We start from the raw sequence: 17,051 nt of genomic DNA, 5'->3' as shown, positions 1-17,051 counted from the left end.
GTCGCGCATGGGTTGAAGTCAATGCGCCTGCGGCCGGGAAACGGATTGTCGCGCGCGTTGCAACAAGATGCGGGGGTTAAATTCGCTTGACTCATTCATATTCGAACTGCTTCTATTCAAATGCGAACTATCCATTGCAAGTTGGAATCGATTTCTGGGAGGAAAATCCAATGTTCGACACACTATCCAAATGGGCTGCGGCCGCCGTTTTGACGGTTGGCGCGACCACCGCTGTGCACGCGGCCGACGTGACGGTGAAATTCGCCAGCGCCTTCGCGTCACCCGAAATTGCCGAGTATCAGGCCATTGCCGCCTTCAAGGATTTCGTCGAATCCCGCAGCGGCGGCGAGATCGAGATCAAGCTGTTCGCCCAATCGCTGGGTGGCGACCGCGAGATGTTCGAACAGGTTCAACAAGGCTCGCTGGAAATGTCGTTCCCGGCTGATGGCGCGATCGCTGGCTTTTATCCGCCGGTTCAGGTGCTGTCGATTCCCTATGCGGTGCCCAGTTCCACCGTGGCCTGGCGGCTTTTTGAAAGCGACTTCATGAAGGGCCTGACCGACGACATGCGCGAACAAACCGGCGTGCGCACGCTGGCCTTGTCGGAAAGCGGGTTCCGATCGATGAGCAACAATGTCCGCACCATCAAGACCCCCGAAGATATGGTGGGCCTGAAGATGCGCACCATGGAAAGCCCGGTCTTTATGGAACTGATGCGGTCACTGGGTTCGGTGCCCACGCCGCTGCCGGCAACCGAGATCGTGATCTCGTTGAAACAAGGCGTGGTGGACGGGCAGGAAAACCCGATCCCGACCATCGCCAATTCGGGCATCGGCGAGGTGCAGAAATTTGTGTCGGCCGACGAACACGTGCTGGGCGTACAGTTTGTCATCACCAATGACGAATGGTGGAACGGACTGGAGGCCAAGCATCAGCAGATCCTCAAAGACGGCTCGATCCTGCTGGCGCAGCTGTCGCAGGCCACCAAACAGGCGCAGATGGACGAGGCCATTGCCAAGCTGGAAGGCATGGGGACCGAGGTCTATATCAACTCGCTGGCTGAAAAGCGGATGTTCCGCGACGTGGCCCAGCCCGGTGTGCGCGCCTATATCGAGGGCCTTCTGGGCACCGAGATCGTGGCCGATTACCTGGCCGCAGTCGACCTCGCGACCGAGCAGGTCTACGGCAACTGACGAAATTCTCCCGCCCCTTCCCGCGGCAACGCGGGTGGGGGTCTGGTGGTGGGTGAGCAGATGAATTTCCTGAACGGATACAGCCGGTTGGTACGCGGCGTTGACCAATGGGCGCTGAACCTGGCGGCGGCGATGCTGCTGGCGATTGTCTGCGTGAACGCACTGTCGATCTTCTTTCGCTACGTGGTAGAGGCGCCGTTGTCGTGGAGCGAAGAGGCCATGCGATACGGCAATATCTGGGTCACCTATCTGGGGGCCATTGCCGCGCAGGTGCGGTCTGACCACATGCGGTTAGAGCTGCCCTATGCCAGCCACCCGACGATGGGCCAAGTGCTGCGGCTGTTCGGGGCGGCGGCGGCGATTGTTCTGGCGCTGTTTCTGGTCTGGCTGGGCACGCGCGGGGCGCTGGCCGCACTTGGACAACGCTCGCCCTCGGCCCGCATCCCGATGAGCCTGCCTTATGCCGCCGTGCCGTTGGCGGGCATCGGTATCTTGCTGGCCGCCGGTTACAGCTTTCTGTGCGCGTTGCGGCGCGTGGAAGAGGTGCGCTGATGCCCGTTGTCATCGGCGCCTTTATCCTGTTCCTGTTGCTGGGTCTGCCGCTGGCTTATGCCTTCGGGCTTGCCGGATTGTGGGGCATTCACGAGACCGGTCTGAACCTGAAAGTGGTGCCCACCCGCCTGATCACCACGATCGACAGCATGACGCTGCTGGCAGCGCCGTTCTATATTCTGGCGGGCGAGATCATGAATGCCGCCGGCATCACCGACCGGCTGGTGCTGCTCAGCCGCCGGATCGTGGGCGGCATCCGCGGCGCGACGGCTTATGCCAATGTTCTGGCCTCGATCTTTTTCTCTGGCATCTCGGGCAGCTCGGTCGCCGACACTGCCGCCCTGGGCCAGATCTTCGTGCACGGCATGGCGCGCGAGGGGTATTCGCGCGCCTTCTCGTCGGCCGTCACCGTGGCCAGCGCGATTATCGGCCCGATCATCCCGCCCTCGATCACCGCGGTGATTTATTCTGCGATTACGGGGGTTTCGGTGATCTCGCTGTTTGTGGCGGGCGTGGTGCCGGGGCTTTTGTTCGGGCTGGCCTGTTTCGCGGTGATCTTTGTGAAGGGCCGGCGCGGCGGTCTGCCCGAACCGCAACGCGTCGCCGACGACGGCACGCCCACATGGCGGTTGCTGATCGACGGGCTCGCGGTTTTGTCACTGCCGGTGGTGATTGTCTGGGGCACGGTGGGTGGCGTCTTCACCCCGACCGAGGCCGGGGGCGTTGCCTGCCTGCACGCGCTGTTGCTGGGTGTGTTCGTGTTCCGGTCGATCACGCTCAAAAGCTTCTGGACCGGCCTGCAAAACGCCGCGCGGTCCAGCGCCACGGTGTTTTTCCTGGTGGCGATGGTGTCGCTGGCCTCGTATGTGCTGATCATCGAGGGCATCGGCTCGATCACGCAAATCCTGCAGATCTGGTTCGCCGATCAGCCGGTGCGGTTCATGCTGGGCAGCGTCGGGTTGCTGCTGGTGCTGGGCATGTTCCTGGAGCCGACGATCATCATCATCGTCTTTATCCCGCTGCTGACCCCGGTGGCGCGCAACCTGGGCATTGATGATGTGCATTTCGCCATGGTGGCGATCCTGACGCTGACCATGGGGATGATCACGCCGCCGGTGGGGATCAACCTGTTCATCATCCTGCGCATCGCCAAGATCGGCATGCTGCCATTGCTGCGCGAACTTTCCGCCTTTCTGGTGGCCGAGTTTGTCGTGATCCTGCTGATCATCTTGGTACCGGCGCTGTCAGTGTGGTTGCCGAACCTGCTGACCTGACCCGGTCAGCCGTCGCTCAGCACCGCCTGAAACTCGCGCCATTCGCCCTTGGACATGCCCGATGCCTCTTGCGTGACCTCTTCGCCCTTCAGCATGCGGCGGATACAGTCGATGGCCGAGCCCGACAGGTTCACCCCGCCCATGCGGTAATCAGCGAACGCGGCATAGGCGTGCGGCACCCAGTCGGCGACAATCTTGCAGATCTCGTCGGCATAGACGCGGATCTCATATTGCGCATGAGCATCGGCCCGCAAGCGCAGGAAATGAAACAGATTATGCAGATCAACCTTCCAATACCACTGGGTATAGACATTGGCCGGCAGGTTCATCCGCGCCAGCTCGCGCGCCAACCCGTCCTGGCCGTCCTGGCTGATCATCTGTTCGTAATTGTCATAGGCGCGGTGGCTGTCGGATTTCAGAATCTCCAGCACCCGCGCAGCCTCGGCCCCCTGCAGCGCCGCCCCGCGCCCCTGGTTGTTCACCGTTGACTGCGCCGCCAGCGCGTCGGGCTCGGGGATATAGAATTCGCGGTCCAGGATCGAATAGCGGGCCGAGTATTCGTTCACATTCGCGGTGCGGTGGCGGATCCATTGCCGCGCCACAAAAACCGGCAGCTTCACGTGCAGCTTAACCTCGCACATCTCGAACGGGGTCGAGTGCCAGTGCCGCATCAGATAGCGGATCAACCCGGCATCGTTGCTGACCGATTTGGTGCCCTTGCCATAGCTGACCCGCGCCGCCTGACAGATCGCCGCGTCATCGCCCATATAGTCGATCACCCGCACGAACCCGTGGTCCAACACCGGATAGGCGGTGTACAGATGCCCCTCCATCCCTTCGGACACGGCGCGCAGCGTTGGCGTGGCATTGGCGCGCAGGGCGTCGATCTCGGCAATCTGCTCGGGGCTCAGCGGCATGGGTGTTGATCCTCTTGGTCTGGGGCATGAGTCGCTCTGCCACTATATCTATGGCGTGCGCGCCCGAAAACCGCCACATACGGTTTGGCGACGATTTTTTGCCGCGGGCATTTCGGCAACGGGTCATCAGGGGCGAATCAATAATCGTTGACTTTTGGGCCCTTAACCCGGACCCTTGCCAACAAAAATACGAAGCAGTCAAAAAAAGAGCAGGTTCATGTTTCGGCAAGCAGCAACAATAGCCGCCATTATGGCGGTTGCCTCCTGCAGTGGCAGTGCAGGTGATGATGGCACCAACTTGGTAACCATTGGTGTCTCTGGCGACATTGACGACGTGGGAGACCCCACGCTGGGCCCCGGCGATCCGATTGAACGCTTCGAGGAAGAGGGGCAGGCAAGCGCCATTACCTATGACCCCGGCACAGATACCTTCACCGTGGATAACCTGGCCTTTGATGGCACCGGTGTCTACGACCGCGACGACGAGGTTGCGACCCTGAACGGGTTCCGCGTCTATGAAAACAACAACCCCACCGAACGGCGCGCGTACAAGGCGCTGTATCTGGAAAGTGCCAGCGGGCTGAGCCGTGTCGCCGTTGTTCGTACAGGCTCCTACCTGGGCTTTGGTTTTGGGGGGTTTGTCTATGCCCGTGACGGTGAGGTTGTGCTGCCAACCACCGGTCAGGCAACGTTTCAGGGTGACTATGCCGGTCTGCGCGTGTTCAGCGGCCAGGGCGGCATTCAATACACCACCGCCGATGCCGAGTTGATTGTCGATTTCGAAGACTTCGTGTCGACCCGTGCCGTTGAAGGCACACTGACCAATCGGCAAATCTTCGACACAAGCGGCGCATTGGTGGACACCTTGCCCACCTTGATCCTTGCCACGGGTGACATCTCGGATGCCGGCGAACTGACCGGCAATGCCAGCAGTCAGCGGTTCGATGCGGGCGCCGGTGCCTTTGTCGATTTCGAAGAGGGCAACTATTACGGCATCATTGGCGGCGCTGATGCGGACGAAATCGTGGGCGTCATCGTTGTTCAAGGCACGGATCCGGACGACGCCACCATCGGTTTCCAGGAAACCGGCGCCTTCATCGCGATCGAGACGCCATAAGGGGGCCGTCATGCGGCGCGCCCTTCTTTTTGCGGCTTGGCTGGCGCTCTGCCCTGCCCTGAGCTTTGCCGAAGCGACGGATCTGTCCCCCGGACAGATCCGAGATGCAGCACGAACGGCCCTGAAAACCGGGCAGCCCGAGATTGCACGCGATCTGGCTGCGGCCCTTCTTGAACGCGACGCCAGCGATATCTCGGCCAAGCTTTTGCAGGCACGCGCTGTCCGGGATCTTCGGGAATTCGACCAATCGATTGCCTTGGCCAAAGATGCGTTTGATCTGGCCCAGACAGACCTTCAGCGCTATGCAGCCGCCATGGTTGTTGCGCAGGCGCTGTCGTCCAAAGGCGCGCGCACCCGGGCACAGCTTTGGCTGCGACGCGCCGTGGATCTGGCACCCGACGAACGGCTAAAAGCAAACGCCATTCGCGACTTTCAATATGTGCGCGACCGCAATCCCTGGTCATCCAATCTGAGCTTCGGGGCAACGCCAAATTCCAACGTCAACAATGGCTCCAAGTCCGACACCGTCATTATTGACGGAATCGAGCAGACCCTGAACGGGGATGCCAAAGCCCTCTCCGGCATGGAATACCAACTGAGCGCCGACACGGAATACAGCCGGCAATTGTCCGAGAGGATGTGGGTCTTTGGCGGCGGCGCGGTTGAAATGCGGCGCTACACCTTGTCCTCGGCCGCGAAAGCACAGGCCGTGTCGCTGACCGGCAGCGACCTGCGATATGACGAAGCGGAACTGACATTTGGCACCACGTTCTTTGCGACCCCATCGGCAGGTCCAACCACGGCTGCCGTCAGTGCGGGCCGGGGGTGGTACGCAGGTGCGCCCCTGGTCGACTTCGTGCGGCTGTCTGTGGACCAAACGGTTCCAATTTCGCAGACCAAACGCCTCAGCTTTGCGTTGCTGGGCGACAGCCAAACCCGAATCAATGATCCTATCAATTCCTCGGTTTCATGGACGGCACAGACCGCCTTGAGCCAGAAAATGGGCAATGGTGACCGCCTGCAATACAGTCTTTCACTGCGCGACACGGCGTCGGACGGTGGCGCAACCGCCCATGAAGGATGGAGCGCTGGCATCACCTGGACACGGGCAAAACCGGTTGCCGGAATGCAGCTTTCCGCGGGATTGACCTTTGACGGGCGTCACTATGACGAGGCCTTTTTCGGCACCGAACGCCGCGCGGACCGGGGGGTTTCGGCCGAGATCTCGGTCGTTTTACCCAAATTGGAAAAATTCGGATTTGCACCAGAAATCAGCTTTTCGGCGGCCCAAAATCTTTCTAACGTGGGTCTATATGAGACCCGTGATTACGGAGTGACTTTCGGATTTCGCTCGGCTTTTTGATTTTTTAGGCCGCGCCCCTAACACTGTCACAGATTAATGATAATCTGAGGCCACTAAACAGGAGTGACCTTCGTGAAAGTCAAATATCTGCACACCATGGTCCGGGTTAAGGACCTGGACAAATCTATTGCGTTCTATGAGTTGCTGGGTCTGCGCGAAACGCGTCGGCATGAAAGCGAAGGGGGTCGTTTTACCCTGGTCTTCATGGCTGCCGAGGGCGACGAGGACTGCCCGGTTGAGCTGACCTATAACTGGGACGGTGACGAGGGGCTGCCATCGGACGGGCGCCATTTCGGCCACCTTGCCTATGCGGTCGAGGATATCTATGCGATGTGCCAATCGTTGATGGATGCCGGCGTTACGATCAACCGCCCGCCCCATGACGGCCGTATGGCCTTCGTTCGCAGCCCCGACAATATCTCGATCGAGATCCTTCAGGACGGCGAAGCCAAAGAGCCGGCCGAACCCTGGACCTCGATGGGAAATACCGGACATTGGTAAGGGCATTTGCCCTTTTGGCGGCCCTTTGCGGGGCCGCCGCACCGGCGCAGGCGGCGTGTCGGCTGGCCTTGTTGATCGGTTTGGATATCTCATCCTCGGTGGATGCCCGCGAAGACGCGTTGCAACGCGCCGGTATGGCCGCGGCCCTGCGCGCACCAGATGTTCAGAAAGCCCTGCTAACACCGCAAGGTGCCTCTGTCGCCTTGGCGATCTACGAGTGGAGCGGGCGCTATAAGCAGGTCGTGGTTGTCGATTGGCGCGTTTTGGACAGCGTACAAGCTATAAATGCCGTCGCCTCACAGGTTGAAACGTCACGACGGACCCTGCGCGGCGATCCGACCGCCATAGGACACAGTCTTGATTTTGCCGACCAGATGTTTGCCGACGCCCCGCGATGCGATTTCCAAACGCTGGACCTGACAAGTGACGGTGTGAATAACGACGGCTACGGACCGGCGGTTGCGTATCGACGGGGTGTTCTGGCCGAAACGACGGTGAATGTTCTGGCTGTGGGCGGCAGTACCACGGACGACCAAACCTTGTACGATTTCCACATCGACAAGGTCCTGCGGGGCCCCGGCTCGTTTATCGAGATTGCGCGTGATTACAGTGACTTCGCACGTGCAATGCACAAGAAACTGTACCGCGAGGTTGAATTGCAGGTGTTCGGGAACACGACTATCCAAGCACCCAAAGGCGGCTAATAGATATAGCGGATCTGATCCGTCCAGTACCGCTCCATCCGGCGCAAAGCAGCGGTAATATCTTCAAGCGTTTCAAAGCCAACGGCGCCTTTTTCTTCAAGACCAACAGCGTGGCGGGCAAAGAGATCCGCGACCAGGTCGCGAATATCCCGCCCGCGCGCCGTCAGCCTGACACGCACTGACCTCCGATCAATCTCGCACCGCTGGTGGTGCATATAGCCTGCTTCGACAAGTTTCTTGAGATTGTAGGACACGTTGGAGCCTTGGTAATACCCCCGGCTCTTCAATTCGCCCGCTGTTACCTCGTTGTCGCCGACATTAAAAAGCAACAATGCCTGAACCGGGTTGATTTCCAACTCGCCAACACGCTCAAACTCGTCCTTGATCACGTCGAGCAAAAGGCGGTGCAGCCGCTCAACCAGCGCCAGCGCCTCGAGGTAGCCCGTCATGTACCCGCGCGTCTTGGCCGCGGCAAAGGGGGCTTGCATGCTCATAATCTTCTCCGTCCATTTCTGGTCAGAGCCGACCTTGGGCCAGATGTTCAAAGATTCGGTTAAAGAAAATTGTCTGTTCAGCGCGGTGTCGCGACCGAGGTGATACGGGCAACCAGATCTGCAAATTCAGGCGCCGCCTCGACGCGCCCCGTAACCCAGGTAAACAGCTCCTGATCGTTTTCCTGCATCATCGCCTCGAACTGATCCAGCGTTGCATCATCCAGCGTGGCCAACTCGGCATCGCAGAACCGGCCAAGGATCACATCCATTTCCTTCATGCCCCGGTGCGTGGCGCGCATATAAATCCGTTTCAGGCGTATGTCGCGGGGCAATTCAGTCATTTCACGATCCTTTCGCGCTTGAACGCCGGGTGCCCTGCTCTTATGACGGAGCCGGTTTAACTTCAATCCCGGAGCTTTCAGATGCCGTTCCTGTCCGATACCCTGTCGCGTGTCAAACCCTCGCCGACCATCGCGGTCACGAACAAGGCGCGCGAGCTGAAGGCCGCGGGCAAAGACGTGATCGGCCTTGGCGCCGGTGAGCCCGATTTCGACACGCCGCAAAACATCAAGGATGCCGCCAAGGCCGCCATTGATGCGGGCGAGACGAAATACACCGCCGTTGACGGCATCCCGCCGCTGAAAGATGCGATTTGTGCCAAGCTGAAACGCGACAATGGCCTGACTTACGAGCCCGCGCAGGTGTCGGTTGGCACGGGCGGCAAACAAATCCTCTATAACGCCCTGATGGCCACGCTGAATCCCGGCGACGAGGTGATCATCCCTGCACCATACTGGGTCAGCTATCCCGATATGGTTCTGCTGGCTGGCGGCACGCCGGTTGCGGTGGAATGCGGGATCGAAAACAGCTTCAAGATGACGGCAGAGCAGCTTGAGGCGGCGATCACGCCCAAGACCAAGTGGCTGATCTTCAACTCGCCGTCGAATCCCACCGGGGCCGGTTACAGCTGGGACGAGCTGAAGGGGTTGACCGAGGTGTTGATGCGCCACCCGCATGTCTGGGTAATGACCGACGACATGTACGAACACCTCGTCTATGACGTGTTCGAGTTTTGCACGCCCGCGCAGGTGGAACCGGGTCTTTATGACCGCACGCTGACCTGCAACGGGGTGTCGAAAGCCTATGCCATGACCGGCTGGCGGATCGGCTATGCGGCCGGTCCGGTGGAGTTGATCGCGGCCATGCGCAAGGTGCAAAGCCAAAGCACGTCGAACCCCTGTTCGGTCAGCCAGTTCGCCGCATTGGAGGCGCTGAACGGCCCGCAGGATTTCCTGGCTCCGAATAACGAGACCTTTGTGCGCCGCCGCAACCTGGTGGTTGAAATGCTGAACGCGGCCGAAGGGATCGCATGCCCGACACCCGAAGGCGCGTTCTACGTGTACCCGTCGGTTGCAGGTTGCATTGGCAAAACCTCGGCCGGTGGAACGGTGATTGCCGATGACGAAGCTTTTGCCAGTGCACTGCTGGAAGAAGAAGGTGTAGCGGTGGTGTTTGGTGCGGCCTTTGGCCTGAGCCCGAATTTTCGCGTTTCCTACGCAACTTCGGACGAGGCGTTGAAAGAGGCTTGCACACGGATCCAACGCTTCTGCGCTGGTCTTAGCTGAACTGTTGCCTAATTGTGCGCCTTTGGCGCGCTGCCCTGATCTCGTGGCCCGCCTTTCGGCGGGTCCCCTCGGGCTGTCGCCTGCCTTGGGGTTTGCGCAGCACGCGGGTGGCTGGTATGGCTTGAAGGGCAAGAAAACCTGAACCAAGGCAAGGGCATGGCCGGCGATCTTCCAGAGTACTTTTACCGGGTTCGCGAGAACGGGGCCGTTGTGTTCCGGATTGACACCGAGAACAGGCATCGGCGGATCGACATGGACCAGATTGCCGTCGTTAACGTCAAGAACGGCGAGATCAAAGCCCATGGCGACAGGGTCTTGTCCGAAGACGATCTGGCCGAGATCACGGAATGGATGGAAGCGCGTCAGGCGCTTTTGGCCGAGCGGGATGTTGATGACATCCTGCGTGCAGTGGATCACCTGAACCTGACTGCGCAATGGGCGCAATCCCGTGCCAGCGAAGATCAACTGGAAGAAGTCACGGATGCGTTGCTGTTGGCGATGCACGACTTGCGATCGGTTCTGGTGCGCAAGAAATCTGACCGCCTGATGAAAGCGTCTCGCGACAAAGGCTAGATCCTGACACCACGCGTCCAGAACCGGTGCATCAACAGCACCGCTGCCACTCCGAGACCGACGGCGAGGCCGATCCAGACGCCAACACCTTCCCAACCCAGCGGAAAGCCAAGCAGATAGCTGACAGGCGCGCCGATGGCCCAATAACTGATCGCGGCGATGACCATGGGCACCCGTGTGTCCTGAATACCGCGCAGCAGGCCAAGCGCCATGGCCTGGCACGCATCCGCCAACTGGAACACAGCCGCAGCGGCAAGGAACACCGCACCCAATGCGATAACCGCGTCACGCTGTGGATCGTCGGGGGCTATGAATGAGCCAACAAGCACATCACCGAAGGTGAGGAAAACAAAGATTGTCAGCGCGGTAAACGCCAATGACACGCAAATGGCGACCTGCGCACCGTGGCGCAATCCGACAGGATCATTTCGACCCAGCGCACGCCCTGCCCGCACCGTCGCGGCCCCCGATAAGCCCAGATGAAACATAAAGGCCAAAGCCGAGATATTCAGCGCGATCCCATGCGCCGCCAGCGGCAGTTTACCCAACCAGCCCAACATAATCTGCGAGGCATTGAACAGGCCCACCTCGGCCAGGTTCGTCAGCCCAATGGGCCAACCCAGGCGAAATACCTGTGCCATCGCATCTGCGTCACGCCGCCACAACCTCTCGAACATCGCGTGTTCGGGCAAGGCGCGCGCGACATAACCCGCCGTCAAGAGCAAGGTCAGCACATGGACCGCAACCGACGCCAGGGCAGCGCCCCGGATGCCGAGCTCGGGCGCCCCCCAATTGCCAAAGATCAACGCGTAGTTCACCACCGCATTCAACAGAACGGACAGCAGGGTGATGGCCAAGACCACTTGTGTACGTTCCAGCCCGGCCAGGTAATTCCGCAAGACGAGCGCCACAAGCGCCGGAAAGATCGACAGTCCCATCAGGCGGGTGTATTCCTGTGCGATCGCCGCAAGCTCGGGGTCTTGGCCAAGCGTGATCAAAACCGCCTCTGCCCAGAAAAGCGGTGGTATCGTCACCAATCCGTAAATCACCGAAACCCACATGCCCATGCGCGTGATCCGGCGCACCTGTGGACGGTCACCAGCAGATTCAGCCCGCGCCACCATGGGCATCACTGCAAAGGCAAACCCGGCGCCCAGGATGAACAGGATAAAGAACACCCCACCGCCCAGAACCTGCGCACCAAGCGCGTCCAGATCGTACCATCCCAGCATTACCGTGTCGGTCATCACGATGGCAAACTGCGCCACCTGGCTGCCAATCATCGGCAGGCCAAGCGTCAAAAGCGCCCGCAGGTGCTGCATATGAGACATGGGTGTGGTCATCCCCCACCCTTATGCCCGGCGCGGGTTCAGGACAAGCGGCAGAATTGTCTGGTTACGATTGGAATTGTGACGCCCCTATGCAGTGTCAGATTGCCCCGGACGTTTCACGCGGTGGTCGGGATGCAGCGACGTTCCAAGGATGTGGTCGGCCCGGTGGATCACGTGGCTGGCCTGCCCCACGATCAGCGGGTCAGGGGCGCGGGCGATCTTGGTATCCTTGCCCGGATAATCAAGCGAAGACAGGAAATGCCGCATACATTCCAGCCGTGCGCGTTTCTTGTCGTTGGACTTTATGATCGTCCAGGGCGCATCGGCGGTGTCGGTGTAAAAGAACATCGCCTCCTTGGCCTCGGTGTAGTCTTCCCATTTGTTCAAAGAGGCTTTGTCGATGGGCGACAGTTTCCAACGTTTCAGCGGGTCGGTCTCGCGCGACTTGAACCGCAGGCGCTGCTCCTCCTGAGTGACCGAGAACCAGTATTTGTACAGGCGAATGCCTGACCGCACCAACATCTGTTCCATCAGTGGGGTCTGACGCATGAACTCAAGGTATTCATTGGGTGAACAAAACCCCATAACCCTCTCAACCCCGGCGCGGTTGTACCAGGAGCGGTCATAGAACACCATCTCGCCGGTGGTTGGCAGCTCGGTGATGTATCGTTGAAAGAACCACTGTCCTTTCTCTTCCACCGTAGGCTTGTTCAATGCCACCACGCGGGCCGAGCGCGGATTCAGATGCTCGGTGAACCGCTTGATGGTGCCGCCCTTGCCCGCTGCATCGCGCCCTTCAAATAACAGAACAAATTTCTGCCCGCTTTCCTGTGCCCAAAGCTGCACTTTCAAAAGCTCGGCCTGAAGTGCGGCCTTTTGACGTTCATAGCTGCGGCGCGACAGCTTGGTGTCATAAGGGTATTGCCCGGTTTCAAAGGCATGCGCGACCTTGTCGGCGCTGATCTGTTGACCGTTGGCGCGGCGGGGTTGGGTGATGGCTCCGTTTTCCATGGTTGCTCCTTGCTGTTGTGACCACTGCTATCGCGAATGAATTCGCCGCGCCTTGATGCGTGTCAAAAAGCTGTTACAAAAACTCTGCGCCGAATTGCCATTGCCCCTTCACCGCAAGGGATGCTCTAATAGGTGCAAGCAACCACAATATCGAGCACCCATGTCCGCACCCGACCTCCTTTCGCAGGGCGAAGACCCTTCTGACTACAACGCCGCCTCGATCGAGGTTCTTGAAGGGCTGGAGCCTGTGCGCCAGCGCCCGGGCATGTATATCGGCGGCACGGATGAACGCGCGCTGCACCACATGGTGGCCGAGATCCTCGATAACTCGATGGACGAGGCCGTGGCTGGTCACGCCAACCGGATCGAGATCGAGTTGCACGAAGATTTCTCGGTCACCGTCCGCGACAATGGCCGTGGCATCCCCATCGACCCACATCCCAAATTCCCCGACAAGTCCGCGCTGGAGGTGATCTTGTGCACCTTGCACGCGGGCGGCAAGTTCTCGGGCAAGGCCTATCAAACCTCGGGCGGCCTGCACGGCGTCGGCTCGTCGGTCGTGAACGCGCTGTCGGATTCGCTGGTGGTGCAAGTCGCCAAGAACAAAGAGCTGTTCGAACAACGCTTTTCGCGCGGTCTGCCGCTGGGCGGGGTGGAAAAGGTTGGATCGGCACCCAACCGGCGCGGCACCACCGTGACCTTCCACGCCGACGACCAGATCTTTGGCCACCACCGGTTCAAACCCAAGCGCCTGTTCACGCTGGCCCGGTCCAAGGCCTATCTGTATTCGGGCGTCGAAATCCGCTGGAAATCTGCCATCGAAGATGGCGAAACCCCAACCGAGGCCGTGTTCCACTTTCCCGGCGGTCTGAAGGACTATCTAGGCGAGGTTTTGGGCAAGGCCACCACCTATGCCGAGGTGCCATTTGGTGGAAAGGTCGAGTTCAAAGAGAAGTTCGGCGAACCCGGCTATGTGGAGTGGGCCATCAACTGGACCCCGTCTCGCGACGGGTTCATCCAGTCCTATTGCAACACCGTGCCCACCCCGGAAGGCGGCACCCATGTCACCGGTTTCTGGGCCGCGATCCTGAAAGGTATCAAGGCTTATGGCGAGCTGTCGGGCAACAAGAAAGCCGCCCAGATCACCCGCGACGACCTGATGACGGGCGGTTGCGCGCTGGTCAGCTGCTTCATCGCCGATCCGTCCTTTGTCGGCCAGACCAAAGACCGCCTTTCGACCGAGGCCGCCGCCAAGATGGTGGAAAACTCGGTCCGCGACCATTTTGACAACTGGCTGGCGGCCGACACAAAATCCGCCGGTGCGATCCTCGATTTCCTTGTGCTGCGGGCCGAGGAACGCCTGCGCCGCAAGCAAGAGAAAGAGACCGCCCGAAAATCCGCTACCAAACGGCTGCGCCTGCCCGGCAAGCTGGTCGACTGCACCCGCCAGCAACGCGACGGGACCGAGCTGTTCCTGGTCGAGGGCGACAGCGCCGGCGGCTCGGGCAAAGGCGCCCGCTCGCGCGAGACACAGGCGATGCTGCCCCTGCGCGGCAAGATCCTGAACGTGCTGGGCGCGGCCAGCTCGAAACTGGGCTCAAACGCCGAGATCAACGACCTGTGTCAGGCGCTGGGTGTCGGCATGGGCACCAAGTTCAACATCGACGATCTGCGCTATGACAAGGTCATCATCATGACCGACGCCGATGTCGACGGCGCCCATATCGCCAGCCTGCTGATGACGTTTTTCTTCACCCAGATGCGCCCGCTGATCGACCACGGCCACCTCTACCTCGCCTGCCCGCCGCTGTTCTGTCTGAAACAAGGCGCCAAGCGCGTCTATTGCCTGAACGAGGCCGAACGCGACGCCTGGCTGGAAAAGGGCCTGGGCGGGTCCGGCAAGATCGAGGTCTCGCGCTTCAAAGGTCTGGGCGAGATGAACGCCAAGGATCTGAAAGAAACCACGATGGACCCAGAAACCCGCAAACTGATCCGGGTGACCATCGACGAGGATGAACCCGGCGAAACCGCAGACCTGGTGGAGCGCCTTATGGGTAAAAAGCCGGAAATGCGGTTTCAATACATCCAGGAAAACGCTAGATTTGTTGCAGAGCTGGACTTATAAAGCCCATATTCTGCGATTTTCAACATTTGGCGTACAGGTGATTCAATGAGGTGTTTTATTATCAGCCCTATTGGGGCAGAAGATTCTCCAAGCAGACAGGTGGGAGATGACTTTTTTAATTTGCTCATGGTGCCCGCCTTACGCGGGTACAAATTTGAACCAATCCGCGCAGACAAGATTTCGAAGTCCAGTCAGATTACTGAGGAAATCGTTGAACTAATTCAGAACTCAGAACTTTGCATTGCGGATCTGACAATGCAAAATCCCAACGTATTCTATGAAGTCGGGCGTCGACATGAAACGGGCCGACCAATTATTCTGCTTGCGCGCAAGGGCGAAAACGTGCCGTTCGATTTGGCGGGAAACAGAATTATTTTTTATGATTTGTCCAACGCAAAGAGTACAATTGAGACCATAAATTATATTTGCTCGTTCATTGACGAGTTGACCGCAACCGGCCAGATACTTGGAAGCTCGAAGAACGCTACTTTATCCACAATTCTCGTGGAAGTTGAAAAAGTTCACACTCTACTAAAGGGTGGGCTTCAAAAAATTGCACGGCCGGATCATCAGGTCGGTGCGCCACGAAGTCAAAGAGTAAAAGATATTGAGCTGCTAAAGATGCCGCCCGCCCATGCATTTATTACAGCATTGGAATCTGGCGATATTGAAGGTGCTAGGTCTGTATTGCCGCGCGTAAAGGAGTTTCTTGGAAAAGAACAGTATTTATCTGCCCTTGCGAGTCTTGCAGAGGTTGGTGACTCCGACGCAAAGGACGAGCTTGTTTCACAATTTATGGAGCTTGCGGAGTCTGCTTCAGAATCGAGCGTTTTGGTTATTCTGGCAGGGCTACGCGACTATTTTACGAATACGTCACAATTGGAACCAGGGCTTGAAGTTTTCAGAGACCTTCTGTCGCACTATCAGGGTTCAGGCGCCGGGAACGTATCAGTTTTGTCGAATATTTTTAATCGTCTCCAACAATTGTCATTTTCAAATAATGATTTTTTGGATGCGTTGCAATACGCCCTTGAGGCAGTACGACTTTCACCGGACGATGACAGCTATACCTACAATGCGTATCTCATCGAACGTGAACTGGGGAATACTGAAGAAGCAGTACAATACGCGCAGAGGTTTCTTGAGCTTACTGAAGACATGGAAAGTAGATTTGCAGTCTTGGCGAAAGAGTATCTGGCAATTGAAGGCGCAGCCTGACTTAGTATGCCATTTGCAGGATCGCCTCAAACACCCCATCCAACTCACCCGCCGCGGCCGCCAAATCCGCCCCGCCCTCATCCATATAGGGCGCAAACACATAGCTGGGCGTCTTATAGCTCAGAAACCCCGAGCCATCCGGCTCTTCGGTCACGTAAATCCGGATCGGCGCCTCGATCATCGCCGCCGTGCTCAGCCCAAGAATGCGCACCGCGTAGACGTTGTTGAAAATCCCGATCACCCGGTTGCCCGGAATGGTGATCCCGCGCGACTTCGCGGCACCCGTGGGCCCGGCCTGCGTGACCACACCCATGCCATTGGCCTTGGCCGCCGCGCGCACGTCCTTGACCAGCTGCGCATAAGGTTTGTCGCTGTCCATCACCACCCACCCCTCGCGCGGGTCCACCGATTGGGCATGGGCCGGCATGGCAAGGGCAATCATCAACAATAAGGCGCGCATAGGGTCCTCCTGACGCTTCAGTGCGGCCACCCTAGCACCGTGGTCCAAAGACCCAGGTCACAAAGCCGCGAGACGGGGCTTGCCCCCTGCCCCCACCTGAGACAGGCTGCCAACAACCGTGGGAGGGCACCGAATGAACACCGCACCGTTTTATGCCTCAGTCATGCTGGCCGCAGGTATCGGCATCCCGATCCTCGCCGCGCTGAACGCAAGGCTGGGTCAGCATATGGGCTCGCCGGTCGCGGCCGCCGTGGTGCTGTTTGTCGTGGCCTTCCTGACCGCAACGGCGGTGGTTCTTGTCGCCGGGCCCGGCGCGTTGAGCCAGGTGACAACCGCCCCCCGCCACCTGCTGCTGGCCGGATGCCTGATCGCGTTCTACGTGCTGACCATCACCTGGATCGCGCCAAAATTCGGCGTCGGCAACGCGGTGTTCTTTGTGCTGCTGGGCCAGCTGATCTCGGCCGCCGCGATTGACCATTTCGGCCTCTTCGGCGCGCAGATCAGCCCCCTGTCGCTGGCCCGTGCCGCCGGTATCGGCGTCATGGCCCTTGGTGTCGCCATCACCCAAATGGCCTAAGCCCCACAGGCCCAGC

Annotated in this window: 18 protein-coding genes; 12 read left to right on the top strand and 6 right to left on the bottom strand. The window is 59.3% G+C overall.

Going from position 1 to position 17,051, the window contains the following annotated elements; translation table 11 throughout:
- Nucleotides 1-170: 170 nt before the first annotated feature.
- Genes ACMU_RS04590 through ACMU_RS04580 form a run of 3 tightly spaced genes read left to right on the top strand, consistent with a single transcriptional unit; the run spans nt 171 to nt 3,019 of the window.
- Nucleotides 171-1,193 (top strand): DctP family TRAP transporter solute-binding subunit, encoded by a 1,023-nt coding sequence (locus tag ACMU_RS04590; RefSeq protein ID WP_035256645.1) that lies wholly within the window; start codon nt 171-173, stop codon nt 1,191-1,193.
- Nucleotides 1,194-1,241: 48 nt separating this feature from the next.
- A complete protein-coding gene (locus ACMU_RS18635) occupies nt 1,242-1,745 on the top strand; it encodes a TRAP transporter small permease (RefSeq protein ID WP_161635623.1) in 504 nt (167 codons plus the stop codon).
- A complete protein-coding gene (locus ACMU_RS04580) occupies nt 1,745-3,019 on the top strand; it encodes a TRAP transporter large permease (protein WP_035256642.1) in 1,275 nt (424 codons plus the stop codon). Before ACMU_RS18635 ends, ACMU_RS04580 begins: the two co-directional genes overlap by 1 nt.
- A 5-nt stretch (nt 3,020-3,024) precedes the next feature.
- Here the strand turns inward: ACMU_RS04580 and thyX are convergent, their stop codons facing one another.
- On the bottom strand, nt 3,025-3,936 hold the full coding sequence (gene thyX / locus ACMU_RS04575; RefSeq protein ID WP_035256639.1) for an FAD-dependent thymidylate synthase: 912 nt from the start codon (nt 3,934-3,936) through the stop codon (nt 3,025-3,027).
- Between the two features lie 217 nt (nt 3,937-4,153).
- Here thyX and ACMU_RS19415 point away from each other — a divergent pair, with 217 nt between their 5' ends.
- The 4 genes from ACMU_RS19415 (at nt 4,154) to ACMU_RS04555 (ending at nt 7,621) form a co-directional block, all read left to right on the top strand.
- Entirely contained in the window at nt 4,154-5,053 is a 900-nt protein-coding gene (locus ACMU_RS19415) for a hypothetical protein (protein WP_161635622.1), read from the top strand.
- Nucleotides 5,054-5,063: 10 nt separating this feature from the next.
- Nucleotides 5,064-6,416 (top strand): surface lipoprotein assembly modifier, encoded by a 1,353-nt coding sequence (locus tag ACMU_RS04565; protein WP_035256637.1) that lies wholly within the window; start codon nt 5,064-5,066, stop codon nt 6,414-6,416.
- A gap of 72 nt (nt 6,417-6,488) precedes the next feature.
- Nucleotides 6,489-6,917 (top strand): VOC family protein, encoded by a 429-nt coding sequence (locus ACMU_RS04560; protein ID WP_035257490.1) that lies wholly within the window; start codon nt 6,489-6,491, stop codon nt 6,915-6,917.
- Nucleotides 6,918-6,931: 14 nt separating this feature from the next.
- The gene (locus ACMU_RS04555; RefSeq protein ID WP_051587967.1) at nt 6,932-7,621 is read left to right on the top strand and encodes a DUF1194 domain-containing protein; all 690 of its coding nucleotides are present in this window, start codon (nt 6,932-6,934) and stop codon (nt 7,619-7,621) included.
- Here ACMU_RS04555 and ACMU_RS04550 read toward each other — a convergent pair.
- Together ACMU_RS04550 and ACMU_RS04545 are read right to left on the bottom strand one after the other, a co-directional pair.
- Nucleotides 7,618-8,115 (bottom strand): MarR family winged helix-turn-helix transcriptional regulator, encoded by a 498-nt coding sequence (locus ACMU_RS04550; protein ID WP_201769867.1) that lies wholly within the window; start codon nt 8,113-8,115, stop codon nt 7,618-7,620. The two genes, ACMU_RS04555 and ACMU_RS04550, sit on opposite strands and share 4 nt — an antisense overlap.
- Nucleotides 8,116-8,192: 77 nt before the next feature.
- On the bottom strand, nt 8,193-8,456 hold the full coding sequence (locus tag ACMU_RS04545) for an FAD assembly factor SdhE (protein WP_035256634.1): 264 nt from the start codon (nt 8,454-8,456) through the stop codon (nt 8,193-8,195).
- Nucleotides 8,457-8,537: 81 nt separating this feature from the next.
- Between ACMU_RS04545 and ACMU_RS04540 the strand changes: the two genes are divergently transcribed.
- Nucleotides 8,538-9,740, top strand: coding sequence for a pyridoxal phosphate-dependent aminotransferase (locus ACMU_RS04540; RefSeq protein ID WP_035256632.1), 1,203 nt, complete (start codon nt 8,538-8,540; stop codon nt 9,738-9,740).
- Nucleotides 9,741-9,896: 156 nt separating this feature from the next.
- Nucleotides 9,897-10,313: a hypothetical protein gene (locus ACMU_RS04535; protein ID WP_035256630.1), complete on the top strand. Its 417-nt coding sequence runs from the start codon at nt 9,897-9,899 to the stop codon at nt 10,311-10,313.
- Here ACMU_RS04535 and ACMU_RS04530 read toward each other — a convergent pair.
- Nucleotides 10,310-11,656: an MATE family efflux transporter gene (locus tag ACMU_RS04530; protein ID WP_035256629.1), complete on the bottom strand. Its 1,347-nt coding sequence runs from the start codon at nt 11,654-11,656 to the stop codon at nt 10,310-10,312. The genes ACMU_RS04535 and ACMU_RS04530 overlap by 4 nt on opposite strands.
- 75 nt (nt 11,657-11,731) lie before the next feature.
- Nucleotides 11,732-12,655 carry a polyphosphate kinase 2 gene (ppk2, locus tag ACMU_RS04525; protein ID WP_035256627.1) on the bottom strand — a complete coding sequence of 308 codons (924 nt, stop codon included), beginning with the start codon at nt 12,653-12,655 and terminating at the stop codon, nt 11,732-11,734.
- Nucleotides 12,656-12,815: 160 nt separating this feature from the next.
- Here ppk2 and parE point away from each other — a divergent pair, with 160 nt between their 5' ends.
- Both parE and ACMU_RS18630 read left to right on the top strand, forming a co-directional pair.
- Nucleotides 12,816-14,780, top strand: a complete 1,965-nt coding sequence (gene parE / locus ACMU_RS04520; protein WP_035256625.1) for a DNA topoisomerase IV subunit B — start codon at nt 12,816-12,818, stop codon at nt 14,778-14,780.
- A 45-nt stretch (nt 14,781-14,825) separates the two neighbouring features.
- Nucleotides 14,826-15,998 (top strand): tetratricopeptide repeat protein, encoded by a 1,173-nt coding sequence (locus ACMU_RS18630; protein ID WP_051587965.1) that lies wholly within the window; start codon nt 14,826-14,828, stop codon nt 15,996-15,998.
- A gap of 1 nt (nt 15,999) precedes the next feature.
- On the opposite strand, the gene ACMU_RS04510 is transcribed toward ACMU_RS18630, so the two are convergent.
- Nucleotides 16,000-16,458, bottom strand: a complete 459-nt coding sequence (locus ACMU_RS04510; RefSeq protein WP_035257483.1) for a DUF302 domain-containing protein — start codon at nt 16,456-16,458, stop codon at nt 16,000-16,002.
- A 133-nt stretch (nt 16,459-16,591) separates the two neighbouring features.
- Here ACMU_RS04510 and ACMU_RS04505 point away from each other — a divergent pair, with 133 nt between their 5' ends.
- On the top strand, nt 16,592-17,035 hold the full coding sequence (locus ACMU_RS04505) for a DMT family transporter (RefSeq protein WP_035256622.1): 444 nt from the start codon (nt 16,592-16,594) through the stop codon (nt 17,033-17,035).
- Nucleotides 17,036-17,051 lie beyond the last annotated feature (16 nt).

The organism is Actibacterium mucosum KCTC 23349 (assembly GCF_000647975.1).
GTDB classification, from domain to species: Bacteria; Pseudomonadota; Alphaproteobacteria; order Rhodobacterales; family Rhodobacteraceae; genus Actibacterium; species Actibacterium mucosum.
This window is presented reverse-complemented; position numbering and strand designations above follow the sequence as displayed.